19 protein-coding genes are annotated in these 26,979 nt (G+C 45.6%); 15 read left to right on the forward strand and 4 right to left on the reverse strand.

Annotated features, from left to right (window positions below; translation table 11 throughout):
- The first annotated feature begins 66 nt into the window (after window positions 1-66).
- The 13 genes from LZG73_RS09285 (at window position 67) to LZG73_RS09345 (ending at window position 19,867) form a co-directional block, all read left to right on the forward strand.
- Window positions 67-675, forward strand: coding sequence for an RNA polymerase sigma factor (locus LZG73_RS09285; protein WP_233847982.1), 609 nt, complete (start codon window positions 67-69; stop codon window positions 673-675).
- A 118-nt stretch (window positions 676-793) separates the two neighbouring features.
- Window positions 794-1,918, forward strand: a complete 1,125-nt coding sequence (locus LZG73_RS09290) for a FecR family protein (RefSeq protein ID WP_233847985.1) — start codon at window positions 794-796, stop codon at window positions 1,916-1,918.
- A gap of 207 nt (window positions 1,919-2,125) precedes the next feature.
- Complete coding sequence (locus LZG73_RS09295) at window positions 2,126-5,437, forward strand: TonB-dependent receptor (protein ID WP_233847987.1); 3,312 nt, start codon at window positions 2,126-2,128, stop codon at window positions 5,435-5,437.
- Between the two features lie 27 nt (window positions 5,438-5,464).
- Complete coding sequence (locus LZG73_RS09300) at window positions 5,465-6,904, forward strand: RagB/SusD family nutrient uptake outer membrane protein (RefSeq protein ID WP_233847988.1); 1,440 nt, start codon at window positions 5,465-5,467, stop codon at window positions 6,902-6,904.
- 63 nt (window positions 6,905-6,967) lie between these two features.
- Window positions 6,968-8,593: an FAD-dependent oxidoreductase gene (locus LZG73_RS09305; protein ID WP_409014326.1), complete on the forward strand. Its 1,626-nt coding sequence runs from the start codon at window positions 6,968-6,970 to the stop codon at window positions 8,591-8,593.
- 125 nt (window positions 8,594-8,718) lie between these two features.
- The gene (locus tag LZG73_RS09310) at window positions 8,719-9,960 is read left to right on the forward strand and encodes an MFS transporter (RefSeq protein ID WP_233847990.1); all 1,242 of its coding nucleotides are present in this window, start codon (window positions 8,719-8,721) and stop codon (window positions 9,958-9,960) included.
- A gap of 55 nt (window positions 9,961-10,015) precedes the next feature.
- Window positions 10,016-10,537 (forward strand): gluconate 2-dehydrogenase subunit 3 family protein, encoded by a 522-nt coding sequence (locus LZG73_RS09315; RefSeq protein WP_233847991.1) that lies wholly within the window; start codon window positions 10,016-10,018, stop codon window positions 10,535-10,537.
- 29 nt (window positions 10,538-10,566) lie between these two features.
- On the forward strand, window positions 10,567-12,279 hold the full coding sequence (locus tag LZG73_RS09320) for a GMC oxidoreductase (protein ID WP_233847992.1): 1,713 nt from the start codon (window positions 10,567-10,569) through the stop codon (window positions 12,277-12,279).
- 165 nt (window positions 12,280-12,444) lie between these two features.
- Window positions 12,445-13,110, forward strand: a complete 666-nt coding sequence (locus tag LZG73_RS09325; RefSeq protein WP_233847993.1) for an RNA polymerase sigma-70 factor — start codon at window positions 12,445-12,447, stop codon at window positions 13,108-13,110.
- 51 nt (window positions 13,111-13,161) lie between these two features.
- Window positions 13,162-14,172: a FecR family protein gene (locus tag LZG73_RS09330; RefSeq protein ID WP_233847996.1), complete on the forward strand. Its 1,011-nt coding sequence runs from the start codon at window positions 13,162-13,164 to the stop codon at window positions 14,170-14,172.
- Window positions 14,173-14,190: 18 nt separating this feature from the next.
- Window positions 14,191-17,658: a TonB-dependent receptor gene (locus tag LZG73_RS09335; protein WP_233847997.1), complete on the forward strand. Its 3,468-nt coding sequence runs from the start codon at window positions 14,191-14,193 to the stop codon at window positions 17,656-17,658.
- 29 nt (window positions 17,659-17,687) lie between these two features.
- Complete coding sequence (locus LZG73_RS09340) at window positions 17,688-19,193, forward strand: RagB/SusD family nutrient uptake outer membrane protein (RefSeq protein ID WP_233847999.1); 1,506 nt, start codon at window positions 17,688-17,690, stop codon at window positions 19,191-19,193.
- 173 nt (window positions 19,194-19,366) lie between these two features.
- Window positions 19,367-19,867 (forward strand): hypothetical protein, encoded by a 501-nt coding sequence (locus tag LZG73_RS09345; RefSeq protein ID WP_233848000.1) that lies wholly within the window; start codon window positions 19,367-19,369, stop codon window positions 19,865-19,867.
- A 66-nt stretch (window positions 19,868-19,933) separates the two neighbouring features.
- Here the strand turns inward: LZG73_RS09345 and xylA are convergent, their stop codons facing one another.
- The 3 genes from xylA to LZG73_RS09360 form a co-directional block, all read right to left on the reverse strand.
- Window positions 19,934-21,262 carry a xylose isomerase gene (gene xylA, locus LZG73_RS09350; RefSeq protein ID WP_233848001.1) on the reverse strand — a complete coding sequence of 443 codons (1,329 nt, stop codon included), beginning with the start codon at window positions 21,260-21,262 and terminating at the stop codon, window positions 19,934-19,936.
- Window positions 21,263-21,399: 137 nt separating this feature from the next.
- Window positions 21,400-23,517 carry a SurA N-terminal domain-containing protein gene (locus LZG73_RS09355; protein ID WP_233848005.1) on the reverse strand — a complete coding sequence of 706 codons (2,118 nt, stop codon included), beginning with the start codon at window positions 23,515-23,517 and terminating at the stop codon, window positions 21,400-21,402.
- Window positions 23,518-23,580: 63 nt separating this feature from the next.
- Window positions 23,581-24,006 carry a hypothetical protein gene (locus LZG73_RS09360; protein WP_233848006.1) on the reverse strand — a complete coding sequence of 142 codons (426 nt, stop codon included), beginning with the start codon at window positions 24,004-24,006 and terminating at the stop codon, window positions 23,581-23,583.
- 212 nt (window positions 24,007-24,218) lie between these two features.
- Between LZG73_RS09360 and LZG73_RS09365 the strand changes: the two genes are divergently transcribed.
- Window positions 24,219-24,521 carry an SCP2 sterol-binding domain-containing protein gene (locus LZG73_RS09365; protein ID WP_233848007.1) on the forward strand — a complete coding sequence of 101 codons (303 nt, stop codon included), beginning with the start codon at window positions 24,219-24,221 and terminating at the stop codon, window positions 24,519-24,521.
- Window positions 24,522-24,590: 69 nt separating this feature from the next.
- Window positions 24,591-26,042 (forward strand): Gfo/Idh/MocA family protein, encoded by a 1,452-nt coding sequence (locus tag LZG73_RS09370; protein ID WP_233848009.1) that lies wholly within the window; start codon window positions 24,591-24,593, stop codon window positions 26,040-26,042.
- A 58-nt stretch (window positions 26,043-26,100) separates the two neighbouring features.
- Here LZG73_RS09370 and LZG73_RS09375 read toward each other — a convergent pair whose 3' ends face one another.
- Window positions 26,101-26,820 (reverse strand): pyridoxine 5'-phosphate synthase, encoded by a 720-nt coding sequence (locus LZG73_RS09375; protein ID WP_233848011.1) that lies wholly within the window; start codon window positions 26,818-26,820, stop codon window positions 26,101-26,103.
- Between the last annotated feature and the right edge of the window lie 159 nt (window positions 26,821-26,979).

The raw sequence follows: 26,979 nt of genomic DNA on the forward strand, positions 1-26,979 counted from the left end.
GTTTGATTAATCGTTGTGATTAAGCCGGTTTGCATGCTGGACTGGCTGTAAAGTTTGCAATGCTCTATGAAACTACATTCCCAATCCCAGGAAAATTCTGACGACAAAATTATCTGGCAGCAATTTCTGTCTGGGGATGTGGCGGCATTTGAAAAGTTGATGTCTATTCACTTTCGGACGCTCTTTCACTATGGCTGCAAGTTTTCAAAGGATCAGGAATTCGTGAAAGATTCTATTCAGGATCTGTTTATGCATTTGTGGGAAAAACGTAACCGGCTCAATGCAGAGGCAGTCGTTAAGCCTTATCTGTTGGCGTCATTGCGTAGACTCATGCACCGCAGCGCGTCTTCCAAATCATGGGTTGGGGAAGGTCAGCCGGAGAATGCGGCGGAGGTTTTTGACCTTGAATTCTCAGTCGAAGAACAATACATTGACACCGAATCCACGCTTGTCCGCACACGACAGCTCGAAAAGCTGCTGCTCGAATTGCCCAAAAGACAGAAAGAGGTGATTTACCTGAAATTTTTTCAGGAATTAACCCGTGAACAGATCTCTGAGATCATGGCCGTTTCTCCGCAAACCGTCTCAAACCTGCTGCAAATTGCCATCAAACAGCTCAAAAAACATTGGAAAGCAGAATTCCTGACATTCTTTGTGATTCATTTATTCATATAAAAAAAGGCCATAATGCCAGCCAGAATGGTGTTTTGTTCTTTTTCTGAGAAATTCTTTAAAATTTATTGGTATCGCGCCCTGCATTGTGTCTATCGTATGTTAGAAGCAAACGACACATATGGACCGCTACCAAAATTTTACCGTTGAAGATTTCGTCTGGGATTCCTTTTTCCGCCAATGGGTGCTCTCCCCGACCAGCGAAACGGATAAAATTTGGCAGGAATGGCTTGAAAAAAATCCTGAATCACGCCTAAAAACCGAGCAGGCGGAAGGCATTGTGCGCGCACTGCGTTTGAACGAGCCGCAAATCAGCGATCCCGAAATCACCCGGATTGTCAAAGAAACAATGGGCAGAATCGAAACGGCTGAAAAATATCCATCCTTCGAAGAACCAGCCACACAGCGGAAGGTTCACCATTTTCCCTGGCTTCGTGCAGCCGCATCCATTGCTTTTCTGCTCATTTCGGCTTGGATCATTTACTCGTTATCCAATAAAAAGGCTGCTCCCGAAATTGCGGTGAATGCACCAATCATTGCCAGGCAAGCCGGGCTGATCGAAAAGTTGAATGCTTCTCAAAAACCAATGACGGTTGTTTTAGAAGATGGCAGCAAAATAACGCTGGCCGCCAATGGCCGCATTCGTTATGCCAATAAGTTTGTCGCAGCCAAGCGCGAAGTTTACCTGGAAGGAGAGGCCTTTTTCGACATTGCCAAAGATCCCGAACGTCCCTTTTTTGTTTATTCCAATGGGTTGATAACCAAAGTTCTGGGAACTAGTTTCACGATCAAAGCTTACGGAAATTCGAATGAGGTCACCGTTGAAGTCAAGACAGGAAGGGTTTCCGTTTTCCCGGAATCGGACCCTGCTTTGAACCAAAAAACTTCCAGTCCCGAATTGCAAGGTGTTGTGCTGCGTCCAAATCAAAAGATCATTTATTCCAGAGAGGAAGTCCGGATGGTGAAAACGCTCGTGGAAAAGCCGGAAATGGTCGTTGCGAAAGCAGAAATTCCGCAATTCGAGTTTGAGGATACGCCCGCTAGTGAGGTTTTTGACACAGTTGGAAAAGCATATGGCATCGAAATCCTCTACGATGAAGAACTTTTAAAGGACTGCCCACTTACGGCAACACTTGAAAACCAAACCCTTCATGAAAAGCTTTTCATCATTTGCAAGGCAGTGGAATCGGATTATGAAATTCTTGACGGGCAAATTGTCATCCACAGCAAAGGCTGCAAAAATTGAAAAAACAACATTCAACAATTCATTATTTACTCAAAACCCGCTATCCATAATCTGAACACGAAACAGAAAGAGTGACCTAAAAAAAGAGCCGGCGATGTTCCCGCATCACCGGCCCAAGAAAAAATCCCTTTGGTTGTCGCCATAAACCTCCTTGCGGAGGCAGGGATCGTTTTGCCAGTTTTCAATCTTAACAAAACAATCAAATCTATGAAAAAACCCTTTATATACCGCCAGGTATTACTTTGGACGATGCGGATAACAGCTACACAATTGATATTTGCCGTATGGTTCATCGGAACCGGCTATGCCCACGACAGCAATGCGCAGTCGCTTTTGTCCCAAAAAATTACGGTCGTTGCCACAGGCAGTGAGGTGAAAAAAGTCCTGAACCAGGTCGAAAAGCAAGTTGACGTCCGGTTTGTTTTTAGCTCTAAACTAATTAAATCAACCAGAAAGGTGACGGTTAATGCAACCGAAAAGCCTTTATACGAGGTTCTGGACCAGATATTGACGCCATTGGGCTTACAATATGAAGTTTCGGGCAAAATCATCATTCTCAAAAGACAGGATGCTTTGCCGCCAACAGAACTTCCTGCCAAAAGCATTTCGCCTAAGCGCAACCTGACGGGCAAAGTTGTGGACGAAATGAATGCGCCATTGCCGGGTGTCAGTGTGGTTGTAAAAGGAACGCAAACAGGCACAACGACCAATGGAGAAGGCCAGTTTCAACTAGACGTGCCCGACAATGCAGTGCTTGTGCTCAGCTTTGTTGGTTATACAACGCAGGAGCTTTCCGTTGGAAATGAGAGCATTATCAATGTGACGCTTGCAGCAGATGTGAAATCGTTGGGTGAGTTGGTCGTGGTTGGTTATGGCGTTGTGAAAAAATCGGATCTCACGGGATCTGTCGCTTCCATTAAATCGGCCGAATTGAATGCTTACCCCGCCACGAACCTCATGCAATCATTGGCAGGAAGGGCAACGGGCGTGCAAATTTCTCAAAACACCGGCGCACCGGGAAGTCCGATCAGCGTGCGTATCCGCGGAACAAATTCAATCCAGGGCGGCAACGAGCCACTTTATGTTGTGGATGGCTTTCCTTATTCCGGCAGTCCAACATTGCTGAACAATGCGGATGTAGAATCCATAGAAATTCTCAAAGATGCTTCTGCAACAGCCATTTACGGATCTCGCGGAGCAAATGGCGTTGTGCTGATCACGACCAAAAAGGGAAAATCAGGTAGGATTAGCGTAGATCTTGACACATATGTTGGATTTCAAAAACCGCGGAAGAAGATCGAAATGATGAATGCGAAGCAATATGCGCAATTTTACAACGAACAAGCTGCTAATGACGGACTTGCGCCGCATTTCACGCAAGATGAAATCAACGGTTTTGGTGAAGGCACAGATTGGCAGGACATTGCATTGCACACGGCCGCGATCCAGAATCACTCTGTTTCGGTAAATGGAGGGAATGAAAAAACGCGGTTTTCAGTGTCCGGAAGCAATTTTAATCAAGGCGGGATCATTATCGGAAGCAATTATGTCCGCAACTCGGTCCGCGCCAATTTGAGCACTGATTTTAATAAGAAATTCAAGTTTGATATTAACACGATCCTGAGCCGCATCGATTCGGATCGCAAGAATTCAGAAGGCGGAAACCGCGGATCTTCGCTGATTTCTGCCATGCTTTCTGGTTATCCAACGGTAAGCCCGCTCACTCCAGAAGGCGCTTATTCTAATCTGGCAACTGTTTATTCCTGGGGTTCCAATGTGATTACCAACCCGTTGAACTTCATTGAGCAGCAGTCAGACCATATTCGTTCCAATAAAGTGCTTGCAAATGGCGCGCTAACTTACCAGCCGTTTGAAGGTTTTTCGGTTAAAATTTCTGGCGGGATAGAAAATACAGACGACCGGATAGATGGTTACACGACCAAAAGATTTGTCAATTCCCTTGGCTCCGCCAGCATTGCCACCACGCAAACCACAAGCTTACTGAATGAAAATACGGTGAATTATGTGAAAGAATTCGGCAAGCACAGCATTTCAGCAGTAGCCGGTTTTACATATCAGGATTTCACCACAACGCAGTTAAATACTACCGGAAGCGGATTTGTGAGTGACGTCCAGGAATCCTTCGATATCGGTGCCGCAGCAACGCAGGGCGTTCCGGTTTCTAATTATTCCAAATGGTCGTTATTGTCCTATCTGGCAAGATTCAATTACTCATTCAACGAGAAATTCCTGGCCACAGTAAGCTTTCGGGCTGATGGTTCCTCCCGTTACACCGAGGGAGAAAAATGGGGCTATTTCCCTTCCGGCTCCATCGCATATCGTTTGTCTGAGGAAAAATTTATCCAGAACATTCCCTTCATTTCAGATCTGAAAATCCGCGTTGGCTATGGTGAAACGGGCAGCACAGCGATTAACCCCTACTTCACATTAAACCAGCTTGCATCGGGCAAGGTCGTTTTCGGAGATGCATTGACAACATTTTACGCGCCGGGATTACGTTTGGCCGGACCGCTGAAATGGGAAACAACTTCACAGTCGGACATTGGACTGGACATCGGCTTTTTCCAAAATCGCTTTTCGCTGACATTTGATTATTATATTAAAAACACCCGGGACCTGCTTAATAATGTGCCATTGCCATCTTCATTAGGCTATGCTTACACCATTGATAATGTTGGTAAAGTCCAGAATAAAGGATTCGAGATTTCCGCCAATGCGAACATTTTCACGGGCAACTTCAAATGGAATGTTTCGGCCAATGCCTCCGTCAACAAGAATAAGGTTTTGAAACTATATGGCGGCAAAGATGTGCTGGGCGAAGCAATCAACATTTCGGTAATCAATGACAATATCAATGTGCTGCGCGAGGGCGAGTCGATTGGCGCGTTTTATGGCTATGTGGAAAAAGGTTATGATGAAACCGGAAAGATCGTTTATGAAGATTACAACGGAAATGGAACTCGCGACATTGGCGACAAGCGCATCATAGGCAATCCAAATCCCAAGCTGATTTATGGGTTCAATTCGACTATGAATTATAAAAACTTCGAGCTAAATGTGTTTATCCAGGGCTCGCAAGGAAACGATATTTTCAATTTGAGCTCCGTAAATCAGACTATGGATTATGGGCAAGCATTGAATATGCCGCTAGAAGTTTTTGAAAATCACTGGACGCCAACCAATGTGAATGCAAAGTATCCGCTGATTACGGGCAAAGTTTCGCAAGCCCAGGTTTCCAATCGTTTCGTCGAAGACGGATCTTATTTGCGCTTCAAGAATATTCAGCTGAGCTATAATCTGCCGGTTAAAAACATTAAATGGCTTACGAATGCGCAGATTTATGTGAGCGGACAAAACCTGATCACTTTCACCAAATATTCGTGGTTTGATCCTGAAATCAGTTCTTATGGAGGCTCCAATTCCATCCGCATGGGCATTGACCATTATAGTTATCCCACTGCAAAATCCACGACAATCGGCCTGCGTGTAGGATTCTGATCACCAATCTTTTAACATTCACTTATAATGAAAAATATAGCATTTTACCTGATCATCGCGCTGACGCTTTCCGCCTGTGATGATGTTTTGAAAGAAGAACCAAAATCGCTCGCAGCAGAGAATTTTTATAACACACCCGACGAAGCCCGCGCCGCGGTGAACGCCATTTATGGGCCAATGCGCGTGGATAATGCATTGGGAATCAATTATCCATCTCAATTGGAAGGCTTGGCTGACTATGGCAATTCGCGCGGAAGCCAAACGCCCGTGAGTTTGTATCAGGGACTGGACAACACCAACATCAACCGCGTCGGGACGATCTGGGACAACTTTTACCAATCGATCCGTAACGCGAACATTGTGATCCAGAATGTGCCGAAAGGCAGCGAAATCGGTGAGGAAGATGCAGCAAAATTTGTTGCGGAAGCCAAATATCTCCGCGCGCTGATCTATTTTGCCATGGTGCGTAACTGGGGCGGCGTTCCATTGCGGACGGAGGAGAATATGACCGTTCCGGACGTCAAACGAGCCAGTGTCGAGGAAGTTTATAACCTGATTTTGAGCGACGCATTGAATGCCGAACAGTTCCTTCCCGATACGCCTGCGGAAGTGGGCAGGCCTTCCAAATGGGCTGCAAAAACGCTGCTTTCAGAAATTTATCTGAACAGGGAGCAATGGAAAGAGTCAAGTGAGAAAGCCAAAGAAGTCATTGCATCAGCCAAATATTCGTTGGTTCCAGTTACGGTTTCAGAGGATTTTCAAAAGATATACGGACCTGAGGTTGTGTCAACACCTGAGGAAATATTTTACTTCAAATACAACCGTCAGCAAGGTTTCGGTCTGGTTGCTTATGCCCACCGCGCTATCGGGCAATATCGTTATTATGGTCCGGGCGGCGTTTACGCGCAATACACCGATTCCACTTCCAATTCTTTTATCAAAACATGGGACATCAAAGACCTGCGCAAAACGCACATTCTTTATAATGTAGACGTAGGACTGGGGCCAAACACCTGCTTATACAGAAAATTTCGTGATCCGGCTGCCACCAATGGCGGCGGCAATGATTATCCTTGGTATCGCTATGCAGATTTACTCCTTTTCCACGCCGAAGCAGCGGCCAGAGCAAACGGCTCGCCGACAGTCGAAGCATTGGAAAGTTTGAACAAAGTGCGCCGCAGGGCTTATGGTTTGAATGCAGAGACAGCCTCGGCAGTGGATTTCAAGCTTCCGGGACAAACATTGACTTCATTTATTGACCTCGTCGTGCGCGAACGTGGCTACGAGACCATGTATGAAGGAAAACGCTGGCTCGACTTGAAACGCCTCGGCATTGCCAAGCAGCGCATTAAGGCAGTGAAAAATATCGACGTTGCCGAGAAGCACATGATGTGGCCGATCCCCAACTCAGAATTGCTTTATAACAAAGCATTGGACCCTGCGAAAGACCAGAATCCAGGTTATTGATTTCCTTTTCCCAACCAATAATAGATTACAATGAAAAAGTATTTGGTTTATTTTTTTGCATTTATGCTAGCTGCGAGCAGCCCGTCCTGCTCTCAAAAACAAAAGGAAGCTTCGGCTGATTATAGCGCCGATGTCATTGTGTATGGCGGCACTTCTGCGGCTGTTACTGCGGCTGTGCAGGTGATTAAGTCTGGTAAAACTGTCATCGTCGTTTCGCCCGACAAACATTTGGGCGGACTTTCTTCCGGCGGGCTTGGCTTTACGGACACGGGCAACAAATCCGTGATCGGAGGGCTTGCGAGGGAATTTTATCACAGACTTTACCAGCATTATGAAAAGCCCGAAACCTGGAAATGGCAAAAGAAAGAAGAATATGGCAACAAAGGTCAGGGAACTCCGGCCATGGATGGAGCAGATCGCACAATGTGGATTTTTGAGCCGCATGCTGCTGAGCAGGTTTTTGAGGATTTTGTCAAAGAAAACAACGTGAAGATTTACCGCGATGAGTGGCTCGACCGCAAGAACGGTGTTGAGAAAAAAGATGGCAAGATCGTCTCATTTAAAACACTTTCAGGCAAAACATTCGCAGGAAAAATGTTTATCGATGCCACTTATGAAGGTGATCTGATGGCTTCTTCGGGCGTGAAATATCACGTTGGACGCGAAGCCAACAGCGTTTACAATGAGAAATGGAATGGTGTGCAGGCAGGCGTTTTCCAGCACGGACATTATTTCAAGAAAAACGTCAGTCCCTATAAAGTGGAAGGCGATCCGAAAAGTGGTTTGCTTCCTTATATTTCTGATGAAAAAATTGCTGAAAACGGCTCGGGTGATAATAAAATCCAGGCTTACTGCTTTCGCATGTGCCTTTCGGCTAATCCGGACAACCGCATTCCTTTTGAAAAACCCGCTGGTTATGATCCCGCCAATTACGAATTGCTGGCCAGGGTTTACAAAGCTGGCTGGACAGAAACATTTGATAAATACGATCCGATTCCCAATAAAAAGACGGATACAAACAACCACGGACCATTCAGCACAGACTTTATTGGCCAAAATTATGATTATCCTGAGGCAACTTACGAACGCAGAAAAGAGATCATCAAGGAGCATGAGCTGTATCAAAAAGGCTTAATGTATTTCCTGACCAACGACCCAAGTGTTCCGGCAGATGTGCGCAAAGAGATGAGCCAATGGGGCTTACCAAAAGATGAGTTCAAAGACAACGGCGGCTGGCCGCACCAGATTTATGTGCGCGAAGCACGCAGAATGATCGGGCCGACGGTGATGAATGAAAACCATACAATGGGACTTGAAAAAGTGGAGCAGCCAATTGGAATGGGTTCTTATGCATTGGATGCGCATAATGCGCAGCGTTACGTAAAAGCAGATGGTTTCGTGCAGAATGAAGGTGACATTGGCGTACATCCGAAATCACCTTACAGCATTTCCTATGCATCCATTGTTCCTAAAAAAGAAGAATGTCAGAATCTGTTCGTGCCGGTTTGCCTGTCCAGCTCGCACATTGCTTATGGATCAATCCGGATGGAGCCCGTTTTCATGATTTTGGGACAAAGTGCGGCATCGGCAGCCGTGCAGGCCATTGATACAAAGGTGGCTGTGCAAGATGTAGATTATGCCAAATTGAAAGTGCAGCTTCTAAAAGACAAACAGAAATTAGAATTGTAATACATTATTTTGTCAATTACATTTGCTGCCTAATTTTAGATGTTAAAAGGTCAATAGCCGGGTGAAAATCCGGCTATTTATTTAATGTTGAAAAATAAAACTCCTTTAACCCGATAAAAATCAGAATGGCAACCATTACTGCTCAGCGATCAGACGTTTCCCACCTTTTTAGTGCCCCTGTTATCGTCGCTGCCCTTGGATACTTTGTCGATATTTACGATTTGCTGCTTTTCGGAATCGTTCGTCTGCCGAGTCTGGCATCATTAGGTTTATCCGAATCAGAGATTTCCCTCACAGGAGCCAGCATCCTCAACTGGCAAATGACCGGATTGCTCATTGGGGGCATTCTGTGGGGCGTGTTAGGAGACAAAAAAGGGCGCTTATCCGTTCTTTTTGGCTCTATAATCACGTATTCACTTGCAAACATTGCCTGCGGTTTCGTGCAGGATGCTGCGACTTACAAGATTTTAAGATTCATTGCCGGCGTTGGGCTTGCTGGCGAACTCGGTGCCGGAATCACCCTTGTTTCAGAGATTTTGCCAAAACATTTGCGCGCAATCGGCACATCATTGGTTGCCGGAATTGGGCTCCTGGGCGCCGTGGTTGCATATTTTACGGTTGAGTTTTTTGATTGGCGTTATGCTTACTTTATTGGCGGAGGCTTAGGCGTGTCGCTGCTTCTGCTTAGGATTGGCGTTTTTGAATCAGGGATTTTTAAAGACATAGAAAATCAAAAGCACGTTGAGAAAGGTAATTTCTTTGCGCTTTTTACCAATAAAGATCGGTTGTTTCGCTATCTCAAATGCATTGGCATCGGGCTTCCGACATGGTTTGTGATTGGAATTTTGGCCACATTCAGCAATGAGTTTGGGAAGGCGCTGGGGATTTCGGAGCCAATCAAGCCCGGCTTATCCATTATGTGGTGTTACGTCGGATTGTCCATCGGTGACTTATGCAGCGGGTTTCTCAGTCATTTCCTGAAATCGAGGAAGAAGGCTGTATTTTATCTCATGATTTTTACGTTAATATGGAGCCTTGTTTATCTGTTTGCCGGAATTAAATCAGTAACTCATTTTTACGCGGTTGCAGCTTTGCTCGGATTTGGAATCGGCTATTGGGCCATGTTTGTAACCATTGGTGCTGAGCAATTTGGAACAAATTTGAGAGCGACAGCAGCAACAACAGTTCCCAATATGGTGCGTGGAACGGTGGTGCTAATGACAACATTATTCGCTACTTTTAAAGACTCATTCTCTGTTATTAATTCAGGCGCATTGGTTGGAGTAATTTGCTTCGCGATCGGTCTTTTCTGTATTCTGACCATTCCGGAAACGCATGGACGAGATTTAGATTTTTTGGAAGAATAAGCATCTTTTGCCCGAATAACCTTAATTATAGCACATTCAAAATCATATCATAAAAATGGAAAGACGCGTAGCGCTTAAAAGCATGGCAGTTGCCATGGGCGCAATGGCGGGACTGCCTGCATGGGCATCCGGATGGAGCAAAAGCTCGTTGGGAAAAGGGACGCTGCTCGCAGCTGACCAGGCGAAAATCCTCTCCGCAATGGTGGAAACGATCATTCCAAAAACAGACACGCCGGGCGCAGGTGAATTGGGCGTGGGCGCTTTTGTCCAAAAAATGGTGACCGATTGCTACGACAGCAAAGCGCAAGCAGGTCTGAAAAGCGGTGTTTCCAATCTGGATGAACAAAGCATTCAGCGTTTCGGAAAATCATTTGCGGATGCAGGCAAAGAGCAGCGCTTGCAGATTTTGCAGGAAATTGACAAAGGCAGCGATGCCGGTCAAAAGGCGTTTTTGGGTATGGTGAAAAACCTGACCATTCAAGGTTATATGTCGTCCGAATATGTGATGACGAATTTGACACATTACGAAATGATCCCGGCGCGTTACCACGGTTGCGTTCCTGTAAAAAAAGGCTAGAAGCAAATCCTTCTTCCTCTTAAAAAACTATGGCGAATTTTAATATTGACAGTAAAAAAGCCCGCACATATGATGCCATCGTTATTGGCTCAGGAATCAGCGGCGGCTGGTCGGCAAAGGAGCTGACCGAAAAAGGTTTGAAGACACTCGTGCTGGAGCGCGGTCGTGACGTGCAGCACATTAAGGATTATCCGACGACCAACATGATGCCATGGGAGTTTGAGCACCGCGAACGCCTTCCGAAGGAAATCACGGACGCCAATCCGATTGCAAGCCGTTGTTATAATTTCAAAGAGTCTTCGGCACATTTCTTCGCAAAGGACAATGAGCATCCCTATGTTCAGGAAAAGCCGTTTGACTGGATCCGCGGTTATCAGGTTGGAGGAAAATCCTTGCTTTGGGCGCGCCAGACGCAGCGTTGGAGCAAATATGATTTCGAAGGTCCGGCGCGTGACAAGTTCGCGGTAGAATGGCCGATCGGTTATGACGACATCGCGCCCTGGTATAGCCACGTGGAGAAATTTGCGGGCATAACCGGAAACAAAGACGGCATAGACACATTGCCGGACGGCGAATTCCTTGCACCGCATGAGCTTAATTGTGTGGAGAAATATTTCAAGGAATCTGTTTCCAAACAATACAAAGATCGCCACATGATCATTGGACGTGCTGCGCATATCACTGATCCGCAACAAATTCATTTGGATCAGGGTCGTGCAAAATGTCAGCATCGCACGATTTGTGAACGCGGCTGTCCGTTTGGCGGCTATTTCAGCAGCAATTCGTCAACAATTCCCTGGGCGATGAAAACCGGCAACATGACATTGCGCCCGCATTCCGTTGTGCATTCGATTATTTATGATGACAAAAAGCAAAAGGCGAGCGGCGTAAGGGTGATTGACGCCAACACCAAAGAGGTGATGGATTTTTATGCCGATATCATCTTCCTGAACGCCGCTGCATTAAACAGCAACCTGATCCTGCTAAACTCTATATCAAGCCGTTTTCCGAATGGTCTGGGCAATGACAGTGGTGTTTTGGGTAAATATGTGGCTTTCCACAATTACCGCGCGAGCGTTTCCGGCGATTACGAAGGCTTCCTCGATTCTACAACGGACGGAAGGCGCCCCAACAGCGGATATATTCCAAGATTCCGCAATGTTTACAAACAGGAAACGGATTTTCTGAGAGGTTATGCAGCCGGTTTTGGAGCAAACCGCCAGACTTACAATGACCGAAACGGATTTGGCGAGGATTTGAAAGCAGGCCTTCTGGAAACAAAATATGGCAATTGGAGCGTAGGATCACACATGATGGGCGAGACCATTCCAAAAGAAAGCAATTACGCGGCACTGGACAAAACGATGAAGGACCCGTTTGGCATGCCGCAGCTCAAAATTTCCGTTGGTTACGACGACAATGATGAGAAAATGATCAAGGATTACATTGAGCAAGTAAGTGAAATGTTCGTCAATGCGGGTTTTAAAAATGTGAAATCCAATGACGGACACAGAAATCCGGGCAACGACATTCACGAAATGGGCGGCGTAAGAATGGGTAAGGACCCGAAAACGTCCATGCTGAATAAATTCAATCAGCTGCATGCGTGTAAAAATGTGTTTGTGACTGATGGCGCGTGCATGACTTCAACGTCAACACAGAATCCTTCCCTCACTTATATGGCATTGTCAGCAAGAGCTGTTGATCATGCAGTTAAGGAAATGAAAGCCAAGAATTTGTAAAAAACAAATCATATAATGCGAAAACCGCCACCAACCGTGGCGGTTTTTTTTGTGGCCTGAAACGCCGTATTCATAGCATTTAAAAAAGTTTTAATTTATTTTTAATAAGACTAAGGGGATTCGAGTACAAAAAAGTCTTTTAATTATTACATAAATAAAGACTCAATGCAGGATCCGTTACTTAACCACGAATCAAAGCGCACAAGCACATTTGTGTCTCCTTTACACGAAGGGAAAAGTGTTGCCAGTGAAATCGATTCTGCTACTTTTTTAAAGGCAACATTCGAGCAAAACCCGGGGAAAGGTCTCGAATTATTGTTCAGGCGTTATTATAATCCGCTTTGCAGTCACGCGGTTCGTTTTGTTTATTCCAAGCAGATTGCCGAAGATCTTGTGAGCGAAGTGTTTTTCCAGTTTTACCGGACACGCGCTTACGAAAACATCACTTCATCCTACACCAGTTATCTCTTCCGCTCTGTCCGTAACGAATGTTACACGTATATGCGGCGCGAATTCGGGAAAATGGCGTCTCTGGAAGCGAATGAAGAGAACACCATTTCCACTTACCATCAGCAGCCCGATGCTGAGATCCATTATAACAATCTTTTCCTGAAAGTGAATGAAGTCATTGCGCGCCTGCCGATGCAATGCCAGAAAGTGTTTCTGCTCAGCCGTTTTGAAAACAAAAAATACCACGAAATCGCTGACGAGCTTCATATTTCCCCAAAAACGGTTGAAGTGCACATTTCCAAAGCATTAAAGCACCTTCGATCGGCGCTTCATGGCGAATGGATGATCTCTGTTGCGCTTACGATCGTGAGTTTTATTTAATCTGACATTCAGCTGCGAGCAGTCCGTGGCCTTCCTTCGAACTCCCATCATATGAAAACAATTATATCAAAATACACGCTATTTGAGTATTTGGCCGGACGGGCCAATCCGCTGGAACGACAGCAGGTGGAAGACTGGATTCTTGATAAAGAAAATACAGAACTATTTAACCAATGGATCCTCGAATACGAAACAAAATGTCCGCAATTTATCCCGGACCAGGACGCCGCCATTCAAATGTTGCTGCACCGCATCGAGACTGACATTGAGCCAGTTGCAGATAATTCGAAGTCTCAGAATGAAAATAAGAAGTCCGACTTCTTCTCAACCCGATCCAACAGCTTCTGGCTTATTGCGGCCTCGGTAATGTTTCTGGTGAGTTGCGGCTGGTGGTTTCGCGAACCGCTGCAATACAAAACCTATCAAACCGCTTACGGGCAAACAACCGACGTATACTTGGAAGACGGCAGCAAAGTTGCGCTGAATTCGAATTCAAAATTAAGAATCCCTAGATTCGGCTTTGACGATCATGTGAGAAATGTGGTTTTGGAAGGTGAAGCCGAGTTTTCAGTAAGCCACACCATTGACCATAAGCGATTTGTGGTAAAAACATCAGAACAATTTCAGGTTGAAGTGCTGGGAACAACATTCTCCGTTTTCGCCCGTCCGAGAGGAACCAAGGTTGCGTTGAAAAGCGGCAGCGTCCGCATTGATTATTCCCAAAACAATGAGCGTAAGGAAATGATGATGGAGCCCGGCGATTTGGCCGTGTTGGATTTTACAGGCGGAGTGAAACTGGCTAAGAAGCAGGACACCAGCACATTCGCAACGTGGAAGGAGAAGCGTTACGTCTTCAACGCGACATCCATAGGGGAGATTGCCGCGATGATCAGTGAAAATTTTGGACAGCGCGTGGTGCTTTCGGATCCCGAAATGGCACAGCGGACGATTACGGGGAATTTCAAAACGAAAAATGCGGACGAACTTTTAAAGACGATCTCAGAAGTTCTCGACATGAAAGTCGAGCAAAATGGCAATACAATCCTATTAATGAATCACTAATACCTAAATCAATTGACTATGAATTTACAGCTATCAGCTAAGCAATGGGCAGCGATCGGGATTGTGCTGATGACGCAATCCTCGCTGGTTGCGCACTCCCAGGTTATTGCATTCGCTTCAATGCCAGCTAAGCAGCACAATGCTGTCGGCCAGGAAGTGAAGTTGAAAAATGTGCTGCTTGAAATGCAGAAATATTACGGTGTAGAGATCATTTTCGAAGATCGTCTGGTCAGATCGGTGAATGTTGCTTCCAGCACGCTGGATCTGAATCAGCCGCTTGAAAAAAATCTGGGATTGTTGCTTCAGCAAAATGGATTGACTTATAAAAAAACCAGGAAAAACACTTTTGTAATCACGGAAAATAAATCAAAAGAAGCTGCTCCCGTTAAAGACGACAAGAAGGACACAGCTCAATTGCTTGACCAAACTACAATTAGTGAGACCATTGTATTGCCTACAAATGTCCAGCAAGTTGCGGTCGACAGGACGATCAAGGGGAAAGTTGCCGATGAGTCGGGAGCCGGACTACCTGGTGTTAGTGTTGTTTTAAAAGGCACGCAGCGCGGAACTTCGACAGGATCGGGCGGAGAATTTACATTGGATATTCCCGAAGCCGGCCAAAATGTGCTTGTGCTCAGTTTTGTGGGTTACAAATCTCAGGAAGTCACGGTTGGCAATCAGTCCGAAGTTTCCATCGCTATGGCCCCGGACGAAAATGCATTGGATGAGATTGTGGTTGTGGGTTATGGTTCGGTGCGTAAGACCGACCTTACCGGCGCGGTTGGAACCATAAAAGGCGACGTTTTGCAGGAGCGTCCTGCTTCGTCATTGAATCAAGGACTTTCGGGTCGCATTGCAGGTGTGAATGTGTCTTCCAACTCCGGTCGTCCGGGTGGTCGTGCTAACATTCGTATTCGCGGAGCGAGCTCCATTTCAGTTTCAAATAATCCGCTTTATGTAATCGACGGCGTGATCCTGAATGCAGTGGAGCTCGGAAACGGAAGCACGCCGATTGATTATTTAAACCCAAATGACATTGCATCGATTGAAGTGCTCAAAGACGCATCTTCAACTGCGATCTACGGAGCGCGTGGCGCGAATGGTGTTATTTTGGTAACGACAAAGCGTGGCACATCCGGCGGTGGGAAAGTTACTTATGACACTGATTTCAGCGTCGGCGTGGTTCCGAAAAAGCTTCCTGTTTTGAATTCCAAGGAGTTTTTAGCCGTTGAAGAAACGATTTATGCCAATGCAGCAAAATACGATCCGGTGGGCTGGGCAACCGGCACAAAATACACAGATCCTAAGTTGAAACGGACCAATCCATTGCTTTTTGATTCCAATGGCAATCCCTTATATGACACCGACTGGCAGGATGAAACATTCCAAAAAGCATTCACGCAAAATCACCAGCTTGGATTAACTGGTGGCAGTGAAAAGGGCAGTTACGGTGCATTTTTAAATTATCGTAATGAAAACGGGATTGCGCGCGAATCGTGGCAAAAAAGATTTGCCGGTCGTTTTGTGTTTGATAGCCAGGTCAAAAGCTGGCTGAAAGTTGGAGGAACATTGGGTTACACCGATCAGAACGAAAAGCAAATTGACCAGCTTGGTGGCGGCGGGATTACAGCTATGCGCCAGGTTTTGGAAGCTTTACCAATCATTCCCGTCAAATATCCCGACGGCAAATGGGCCAGCAACCGTGATTATCCGGGAATGGAAGGTGGCGACAGCCCGCTTAGGGTTGTGGCGGAACGCCTTTATTATCTCAGAACGCAGACCATGCTCGGAAATATGTACGCCACCATCAGACTTGCTGATGGCCTGGATTTTCGCTCAACAGTGGGAACGAACGTGATCAATCAGCGGGAAGATTACTTTGCAGCGGCTGGATTGCAATACATTTCAAACAACGGTGACGCCTCGGTCACCAGCAGAAGATTCAACTCTTGGCAGTTTGAAAATTATCTGACTTACATAAAGGAGTTTGGCAAAATACATTCTATCAATGCAATGCTCGGTTTGTCGTGGCAGCATGTGGATCGTTTTGATGATGCGGCCAGAAGCCAGAATTTCACGGACACTTACTTTCAGTTCAACAACCTTGGGGCGGGCGCAACTGCACTTGCACCATCATCCAGCGCATCCGCTTATGGACTAAATTCTTACTTCGCAAGGCTTAATTACAGCTTGCTGGACAAATATCTGGTGACATTTACGGGCCGGATCGACGGATCGTCCAAGTTTGGGGATGCCAACCGTTATGCATTTTTCCCGTCCGCGGCGGTTGCATGGCGCGTAAGTGAGGAAGAGTTTCTGAAAAATGTGCCGGCAATTTCAAACCTGAAAATCAGGGCAAGTTATGGAGCGACAGGAAACTCGGAGATTCCTGCTTACCGCGCACTCGCGGGAATGTTGAGCTATGACGTCATTTTTGGTGGCGTTCGTAATATTGGAACGGGTGTGGGACGTATGTCAAACGCCAATTTGCAATGGGAAAAAACGCAGCAAGTCGATTTTGGGATTGAGTTAGGTCTGTTCTCAAACAGGCTGAGCTTTGAACTCGATTTGTACAGAAGAAAAGTGAATGAGATGTTGCTCGATGCGCCTTTGCCGCTTAGCAGTGGTTACGGAAGCATTTTCACAAACATTGGCAGCATGGAAAACAAAGGAGTTGAATTTGCAGTGAATTCGACCAACATTAAGGCCGGAGATTTTTCATGGAGCACAACTTTCAATATTTCTGTAAACAAAAACAAGGTGCTTGCGCTGTCTGGCGGGAGTGACATTTTCTCCGGAAACACCATTGTCAGAGTAGGAGAGCCCGTAGGTTCATTTTTCGGTCGTGTTCACGAAGGAACTTGGTCAACAGCGGAAGCTGAGCAGGCAAAAAAATACAATATGCTGCCTGGTGACGTAAAATACAAAGACCTGAACAACGACGGAACGATTAATGATAATGACCGGGACATCATTGGAAAAGGGATTCCGGACGGTTTTGGAACATTCCTGAACACATTCCAATACAAAGCCTGGTCATTGACGGTGGATTTGCAATACATGTATGGCAACGATGTGCTCGATAGGAGCATTCACTCTGCGGAAGACAGACAAGGCATTGCCAACAGTTATAAAACTGTGCTGAATGCGTGGACAGAAACCAACCAAAACACGCCCATCGCGCAGATTCGCCCGATCAATGCATATTATACGACGAACAATGACAGCCACAAAGTTACGGACGCATCATTCATTCGTGGGCGGAACTTGCTGCTTGCCTATGCATTCCCTGCTTCGACAGTGGCCAAGCTGAAACTGGATCGCCTGCGTGTTTACGGATCGGTTCAAAACTTCTTTGTAACAACCAAATACAAGGGTTATGACCCCGAAGTTTCCAATTCCGGCTCACCGTTCGACCAGGGATTTGGATTGTACGATTATCCGAAGCCAAGAGTGTTTATGCTCGGTTTGAACATTGGTTTATAACATCATTACAGACTCTTACTTGAAGGAAAATGAATAAATTATCAAAAAGAATCGGCTTGCTCACAACATTTTTGAGCATTTTTTGGGCAACGGGTTGCAGTGACTTTCTGGACGAAGCCGACCCGAGTAATTTCACTGTGGAAAATTATTTCACGCAGCCTGCACACGGCAGGAGCTCCGTTAATGCAATTTATGCGCCCATGCGCGATCCGCTGGGCAGTGGATTTGGCGGAGGAGCCTGGATGATGACGGAATTTGCAACGGGCTTGGCCGCGACGGATCTGGGGCAGGCTGTTAACAGTTATTTTGTCAAAGATTTGCGAAATACATCTGACAACGGTTACGGGCAAACTTACTGGGCGTCTTATTACAGAGGCATTGCCAATGCGAACCTTTCCATCGCCAAAGTGCCGACGATTCCTGCGATGAATGCGGATGAAGTTAAGAAGCTGCTGGGAGAAGCATATTTTCTGAGAGCCTGGTATTATTTCAATTTGGTTCGCTTGTTTGGCAACATTCCTTTGGTAACTGAGCCCGTTGATCTTGAATCCGAGCAATTGAAACCAGCAGCTTCCACGATTGACGAAGTTTATAATCTGATTGTGGCTGACTTGAAGTTGGCGGAGGAATCAGGTTTGCCCTGGACCGACCCAAGCGGAAAGGTGAATATGGGTGCGATTAAGTCATTGCTTTCCCAGGTTTATCTCACAATGGCTGGATTCCCTTTGCAAAAGGGCGCAACGCATTTTGATCTGGCTGCCAAAAAAGCGCAGGAAGTGATTGATTCAAAACAATTCAAACTTTTCACCAGCTACAATGACTTGCACGATCCGAATAAAAAGAACATTGACGAAAATATCTTCATGATTCAGTTCCGGACGCAGCTTCTTCCTTCAAACTGGCAGGTTTCTATCATTCCTTACAACAAAAATATTTCCCAATATTCCGATGAAACGGGCGGGATTTATTCAACTGCGGATTTTGTAAAATCATACGATCCAGCGGATCTGCGCATTAAGGAAAAACAGTTTTTCTTCACAAAATTCACCAACGAAGCTGACCGCAACAAAGAAGTGGATTTGGGCGGATATTTCATTTATAAGCACTTTGACAACATTGCTCAAACCAGCACGGGCAATAGCGATTTGAATTGGCCCGTGATCCGTTATGCCGACGTTTTGTTGACCTATGCAGAAGCGGCCAATGAAGTGAGCGGCCCTTCAGCTAAGGTGCTTGACGCGGTCAATGCTGTCAGAACAAGGGCTCAATTGCCAGCATTGGCAGGTTTGGCCAAGGACAAATTGCGTGAAGCGATCTGGAAGGAACGCTGGTATGAGCTCTGCTTCGAAAACATCACGTGGTTTGATATGGTGAGATTGCGCAAAGCATTCAATGTTAAAACCAAAACTTTCGAAAATTACGTGGGCCACAAATTCACATACGGACCGACCGTAACGGAGCGCGAATTACTGTTCCCGATCCCCACTTCCGAGATCAGAAATAACACGAGCCTGCGTCAAAACAACGGATATTAAGGTTAGTCGTACACATTACATTGTAGGTTAATGATTAAACTTTCGGGTTTAATAGCATTTAGGTCGCTGAATTTTTCGGCGGCCTATTTTATTTTAGAGGGTTTTGCAAAGCTGGGAAACGCTGCTGGCATTAATTTTTGAGAGCTTGGGCTTCATCAACAATTTGTTACGATATGAAAAAGACAGTGAGTGTGATTTTTGCAAATGTTGCCATTGCAATGGGTGCATTGTGTATCAGTTGTAATTCAAAAACAGACACGGACAGAAAAAAACTTGCAAACGCAGAGGAAAAAGCATTGGAAACGGCTGACGAAGCCAGTCAAAAGATAGCCAGCAACTCGGACACGACCGAAATAGCGGATGTGAAGGAAGACTTGCTGCAAGTGAATAATGATTTAAACGAAAAACAGCGCGCCTATTTGAAATCGTTAAAAGAGGAGGAAGCCAAGCTGAAAGAGCGCGTTACCGAGCTGGACGACAAAATACAGACTGCTGACGGGGACGCCAAGAAACGTTTAATGTCAAAGAAAAACAAGGTTACTCAGGAAAGAGGTTTGTTGCAAGCCAACATTCTCGAAATGGCCAAACCGATGGAGGACAAGCGCCTTGAAACCGCTCAAAAAGAAATTCAGCAACGCATTGTTGCGATTAACAAGGAGTTGAGTTCGGAATAGGAAACGTATGAAAAAGGGAATGGCCGACATTTGCCGGCCATTCCCTTTTCAAGACATTAAGCTTTATCAGATGAATCTGTTGATCAAATTCTCCAAATACTCTTGCTTGCCAGAAATTGTTGCTGGTTCGCCTTTTGATGCTGCAAGGTCAAACAGATCTTCCAGTTTGAGGAGGCCTTTTTCATATTCAGCGCCTTTGCCGCCATCGAAGCTTGCGTAACGATCTGTGCGAATTTTATCGTATTCACCATTTTGAATGATTTTATCCGCAACGATCAATGCTCTCGCCACCGTGTCGATCCCGCCAATGTGTGCGTGGAAAACGTCTTCAACGTCCGTTGAGTTTCGACGGCGTTTTGCGTCGAAGTTAATTCCTCCGCCTTGCAGTCCGCCTGCTTTCAGGATCACAAGCAATGCTTTTGTCCATTCTGCAAGATCGTTCGGGAACTGGTCCGTATCCCATCCGTTCTGGTAATCGCCGCGGTTTGCATCGATAGAACCCAAAATGCCAGCATCCGCAGCAACCTGCAATTCGTGCTCGAAAGTGTGTCCGGCCAATGTAGCGTGGTTCACTTCCAGGTTTAATGAAAAGTCTCCCAATAAGTCGTGCTGACGAAGGAAACCGACCACTGTTGCGGCATCATAGTCATATTGGTGCTTTGTAGGCTCACAAGGCTTCGGCTCGATGAAGAATTTACCCTTGAAACCATTCGCACGTGCATATGCAACGGCAAGTTTCAGCATTTGCGCAAAGTGTTCCTGCTCACGTTTCATGTCTGTGTTCAGCAAAGTCATATACCCTTCGCGGCCTCCCCAGAACACATAATTCTCGCCGCCTAATGCGATTGTAGCGTCCAGAGCCATTTTCACCTGAGCGCCTGCATGTGTAAGCACGTCAAAATCCGGGTTCGTAGAAGCGCCGTTCATGTAACGGTGGTGGCTGAACAAATTAGCCGTTCCCCAAAGCAGTTTAACGCCCGATTCCTTTTGTTTTTCGCCCAAATAAGCCGTCAATGTCTGCAAACGCTTTTCGTTTGTCTTCACGTCGTCGTCATAATCCACAACATCCAGATCGTGGAAGCAATAGTAAGGGACGCCAAGTTTGGTGATAAATTCAAATGCAGCATCAGCCTTGTCTTTTGCGCGATCAACGGCATCTGCTTTTTTGTCCCATGGGTAAAAAAGCGTTGGCCCGCCGAACGGATCAAGTCCTGATCCGTTGAATGTATGCCAGTAAGCGACAGCAAAACGAAGGTGATCCTTCATGCTTTTGCCTCCTATGATGCGATTTTCGTCGTAAAAGCGATATGCAAGTGGGTTATCCGATTCAACACCCTCAAATGCGATTTTTCCGATTCCTTTGAAATACTCTTGATCTCCGAGTAAGATGCTCATTGTGATTTATTAATAAGTGTAAGATTGACATTTCATGCTGCAATACTATCACTTTTTTCTGAATTTGTTGCAGTGAAAATAAAAAGAGGAACAGAAATGATTTCTGCTCCTCTTTTTTAAAATTTTTTTAAATCCGATCAAAAGAATTTCGCGCGGCGGTCTTCGATTTTAGCATTCTCACGAATTGCTTCGTTCACCAAATATGACATGCGGCTTTCAAGCGATTGGGTCAATTGCGTTTTGTATTGCGTGTAATCAGCGATTTTTGGTGCTTCGGTTTTGCTAACTAATTCCATGATAAACACACCATTCTCACCCGTGAAAACACCCGATTTTTGACCTGCTTTCAATCCAAATGCTTTACCAAGTGCGATTGGATCAAATCCAGCGCTGGTTAAGAAACCGGTTGCAAGCGAAATGTCAGTTGCCGTTTCGACCAATGCGCCCGCGCCATATTTGGCAGCAATTGCAGGAAGATCGCCCGTTGCGCCTTTCAGCTTCGCAGTAATCTGCTCAGCCTTGATTTGGTTGCGGACTTTCGTTGTAAGCTCGTCGCGGAAATCAGCCACTTTCACATCTTTCGCGTCAGACTTGCCAACTAAAACTGCTACGATATATTGTTCCTCAGTTTCAAACACTGGCGAAACACCATTGATTTTTGAGTCGTCTTTGAATGCCCATCTTACGATTTCACGGCCATTCTGGATTGCATTAATGTTCGTTGCCGACTCAGGAACGCGGTTTGCGTTGGCTACAACCAATGCTTTGTTTTTCTTAACTGCTTCATCAAACTCAGCTTTTGTTTTTACCGTGTTAGCAAACTCATCCGCCTTTCTGTAAGCTTCATCACGCGTTGCCTGACTTGGAGCAATCGTTTTTCCGATGGCTGCAATGCGATATAATGTGTTTGACTTTGTGTCTGTAACCTTGATAATGTGGAAACCAAACTGACTTTCTACCAATCTTGGGATCAAACCAGGAGCAGTTGCCGAAAATACAGCTTCTTCAAACGGCTTAACCATTGCGCCATTGTTCTGAAAATAGTTAAGGTCACCGCCACGCTGTGCAGATTGTGGATCAGCACTTGTTGTTGCTGCCAATGCTTCGAAATTAGCGCCTGCACGAATCTGAGCAAGAATGCCTTCCGCTTTCGTGCGTGCCGCAGCTTTTGCCGAATCCGACTGATTTTCGGGACGGATTAGAATGTGGCTGGCTCTTGCAGAAGCAACTGTGTCAACGCGTGTGCCGCCGTATTTGTAAATATAATAAGTGTTGCCTTCGCGGTAAGGACCGTAAACGCCACCTGGAACGAACGTTTTCACAGCTTCTTTCAACTGGTCTGACATGGTTCCCAATGACATGTTGATTGGAAGCGGAATGTCCGAATTCATGCTCGCGAAAGATGAATCGTTTGTTGCAGTCGCCAAGCCACGTGCAAGTTCTTTGATTTCGTTGTAAAGTGCAGCGCTGTCGTCTTTTGCAGGCTGGATTGGGAAAGTCACGTATTCGATTGAACGTGTGTCCGTTCCTTTGTATTCTGTGCGGTGTGCGCTCAGATATTCTTCTAATTGTGAGTCTGTTACTTTGATTGTTGTGTCTACAACCGAGAAGTAAGGCACATACAAATAACGCAATGTTGCTTTGCTCGTCTGTGCTACATATTCTTTTTCAGCCAATGCTTTCGGAATGTAAGTCGAGAGTTTCAGCATGTTTTCATATTTGGAACGCATGCGCTCTTCGCGAAGGCTTTTCTCAAAGTTTTCCCATGATCTTTGTTGCTCAACAGGAAGTGTTTTGAGGTTTTTCAAATAATTAACAACTGCGTTTTTATCAAATCGGCCTGTTGTAGGATCAGAAAAGGCTTGCAGAATAGAAGGGCTAATGTGGTTTCCTTGAACCATATCAACCAATTCCTGGTCAGTTACAGTTAAACCAAGATCTTCAAATTGCTTTTTATAGGCGATATCGACAACAAACTGGTTCCAGGCCTGATCTCTCAATGAAGCCAGTTCATTTTCGTTGAGGCTGCGTCCTGATTGTGCTTCGTAATTCTGACGAAAGCCATCGACGCGTGTTTGAAAGTCTTTAATGTTAATTTCTTTACCGGCGATTTCCCCAACAGTCTGGTCATTTCCTCCGCCAAGCATTGAATTTGGGCTCATCAAGTCGCCCCCCACCATAAAAAGAATTAAACTGATCGCGATTACCGTGACAGCGATCCCGGATTTTTCTCTGATTTTTGTAATTAAGGCCATTTTCTCGATTCAAATTAGTCCGCAAAATAAAATCTTTTCTTCGTGGAATGCAAGAGGTTATGCTTAATGCATGTGTTTCAGATTGAATGCATATAGAATTAGCATAAAAATACTGAAGAAGACTCCCGCGAAAGCCGTGATAACGCCGAGCCAGCCGCCAATCAGAAACAGCGGTAAAAGGAATGCAACGGCAATGCCGCCCATGTAAAGGTAAAATCCCTTTTTTTGTTGATTCCACATTAGATAAGCGGCAAATAAAGAAAGCGATTCAAAGATGAGCATAATGATCGCCCCGGTTTTAATCGAGCCCGCAGTGGTTTGTTCAATGACCGCCTCAAACATTTTGTCCATTGTCTCCGTATCAGCGGTAGATGCCTGATTTTCCAAGTTTTCTCGCACGCCTTCAAATGTTTCGCGTGTTTTGTCGGCCATGATTTCCGGATTCCACAAGCGTTCGGATTGGGTCCAGAGACCAGAAACCGAACTCATAAAAGTCAGGATACATAATATGGTAAGAAACGTTGGTCGATTGACGATTTCACTCATTAGATTGTAAATAAATCAGCAGGGTTTTCTGATGAAGGATGTAAAATTTGTGGTTTTAGCTGAAAACACCAAAGCCATTTGAATATTCTTATAAGGGAACATACATTTGTCATTTTTAGTCCGAAAATATTACAACAACCGAAAGACCACCTTATATGAGCCTACAAATTCTGACCGATCGTGTTAAAAATATCCTGGGAACCGACAGCGGCCTTAACGCCACTGTGAAGTTTAAAACGGAGGAAGGCAATGTTTTCATTGATAGCAAAACCGTCCCGAACACCGTGTCAAACGACGACCTGGAAGCAGATTGCACATTTGAAGTTTCTACAAAAAATGCACTCAAACTCATCGACGGCGACCTGAATGCAATGATGGCTTACATGACCGGCAAACTCAAAATTGACGGTGACATGGGCGTAGCAATGCGCATTGCCGAAACTTTCGGAGGAAAATAGTAGTCTTTGCCCTGCATAATCTTTTGCTCTCGGATCAGCATTTTTACCAAAACCAATTCATCACGTGTTATGGAAAAGCAAAAAGAGCACAATGAAAGTGACATCAAGCGCAGGGATTTTTTGAAAACAGGTGCGCTTGCTGCATCAAGTTTCATGATCGTTCCGCGTCATGTTTTGGGAAAAGGATTTGTCGCGCCGAGCGATAAGCTGAACATTGCGGCAGTGGGTTGTGGCGGAAAAGCGGATGTCAATATAAGGCTTGCCTATAATGAAGGCGCAGAAAACATTGTTGCATTGTGTGATGTGGACGACCGCCAGGCTGTAAAATATCGCAAGCAATTTCCAAATGCACCTTATTATAAGGATTATCGGAAAATGCTTGAAAAGGAAGCCAAGAACATTGACGCCGTTATTGTTACCACGCCCGATCACATGCATTTTCCCATCGCCATGGCTGCTATGGAGCTCGGAAAACATGTTTATGTTGAAAAACCATTGACAAAAGACATCTGGGAAGCGCGTAACCTGACCAATGCTGCAAAGAAATATAAAGTTGTAACGCAAATGGGAAACCAGGGCAGCAGCAGCGACGGCACACGCCAGACCGAAGCGCTTGTGCAGTCGGGCATCATTGGCGACGTGCATAAAATTGAAGTCTGGACGGATAGACCTGTGTGGCCGCAGGGCGTAAAATCACCGAAAGACAGGGGCGAGTCGCAACCCGTTCCGCAGGGCGTTGATTGGGATCTGTGGCTGGGAACCGCTCCGAAACGTGATTATCATGAAGCTTATATGCCATTCAGATGGCGCGGTTACTGGGATTTTGGCACCGGCGCATTGGGCGACATGGGCTGCCACTTTATCGACGTGCCTTTTCGCGCATTGAAATTAGGATATCCAACTTCGGTCGAATGCAGCGTCGGTTCCGTTTACGCTGACTTTTTCGAGCAGGCGTTCTTCGACGATGTTTGTCCGCCATCAACTTCCATACATTTAAAATTCGCATCCAAAATCAAGGGCCAGGACATCAGTTTCTCGTGGTATGACGGCGGAATGCGTCCGCAATTGCCCGAAGGATGCGATTACAAAACCGTTTTCAACAGCGTGGATGGCGGAATGTTGTTTACCGGAACAAAAGGAATTATCAGCGCAGAAATGTTTGGCAACAATCCGCGCTTGTGGCCTGAGAAGCAATTTGAAACGGTCAGGCCCAATATAAAACCCCGCGCATTAGTGCCCGGAGGCTCGGAAGGGCATCAGCAGCAATTTGTGCAGGCCTGCAAAAAAGGCCACGGCACTTATACGAGCTCCGCGTTTGAAGAATCAGGACCTTTGACTGAAATTGTTTTAATGGGAAATCTTGCTGTAAGATCTTATCTGCACCGGGAACCCAAAGCGGATGGCAAAGGATTCGACTTTCCTGGAAGGCAAAAGCTTATTTGGGATGGTGTTAATATGAAGATTACCAACTTTGATGTTGCGAATCAGTTTGTGAAACGGGAATATCGGACAGGGTGGTAACGCGGCTCTGGCGAGACTTGCTAAGTCTCCAAGACTTAGCAAGTCTCGCCAGAGTAAGCTACAACTCCAATTCCCTTAAATACATTTGAATTGTATTTTCCAATCCCAGGTAAAGCGCGTCTGAAATCAATGCATGACCAATGGAAACCTCGTCCATCCAGGGAATGCTTTGTTTCAAAAACCGAAGATTGTCCAGGCTCAGATCATGGCCTGCATTGAGTCCTAGGCCCACTTCTCGTGCTTTTTCAGCTGCCAGGACGAACGGGATCACCGCTTTCTGACGGTTTTCGAAATAATGTGCGGCATAAGGCTCCGTGTAAAGCTCGACACGATCCGCGCCACAAATTTTTGCGCCTTCCACCATGCGCTCATCCGGATCGACAAAAACTGACACGCGAATGTTTGCAGATTTAAATATTTGAATCAAATCCGTGAGTTGGCTTCTGTTATTGACCGTGTCCCAGCCCGCATTGGAAGTGATCGCACCCAAAGCATCCGGCACCAATGTTACCTGATCCGGCTTGTTAGCAAGGACAAGTTCCACAAATTTCTTTTCCGAAGGATTCCCCTCAATGTTGAATTCTGTGGTCACAACTTCCTTCAAATCATAAACATCCTGATAACGGATATGCCGCTCGTCCGGCCGTGGATGCACCGTAATGCCCTGCGCACCAAAGCGCTCACAATCCAGCGCCACTTTCAGAACATTAGGATTATCACCTCCACGGGAATTCCGGAGAGTCGCAATCTTATTTATATTAACGCTGAGACGTGTCATGTTTTAATGAGTGAATGAGTGAATGAGTGAATGAGTGAATGAGTGAATGAGTGAATGAGTGAATGAGTCTAATTTTGAATGACTTAATGACTGAATGATTGAATGTGTGCGTGTGCTGGCGCTGCTGCGCTGAATCAATATGTGGATAATGATTGAATG

This window comes from Dyadobacter sp. CY326, assembly GCF_021390515.1.
Taxonomy (GTDB): domain Bacteria; phylum Bacteroidota; class Bacteroidia; order Cytophagales; family Spirosomataceae; genus Dyadobacter.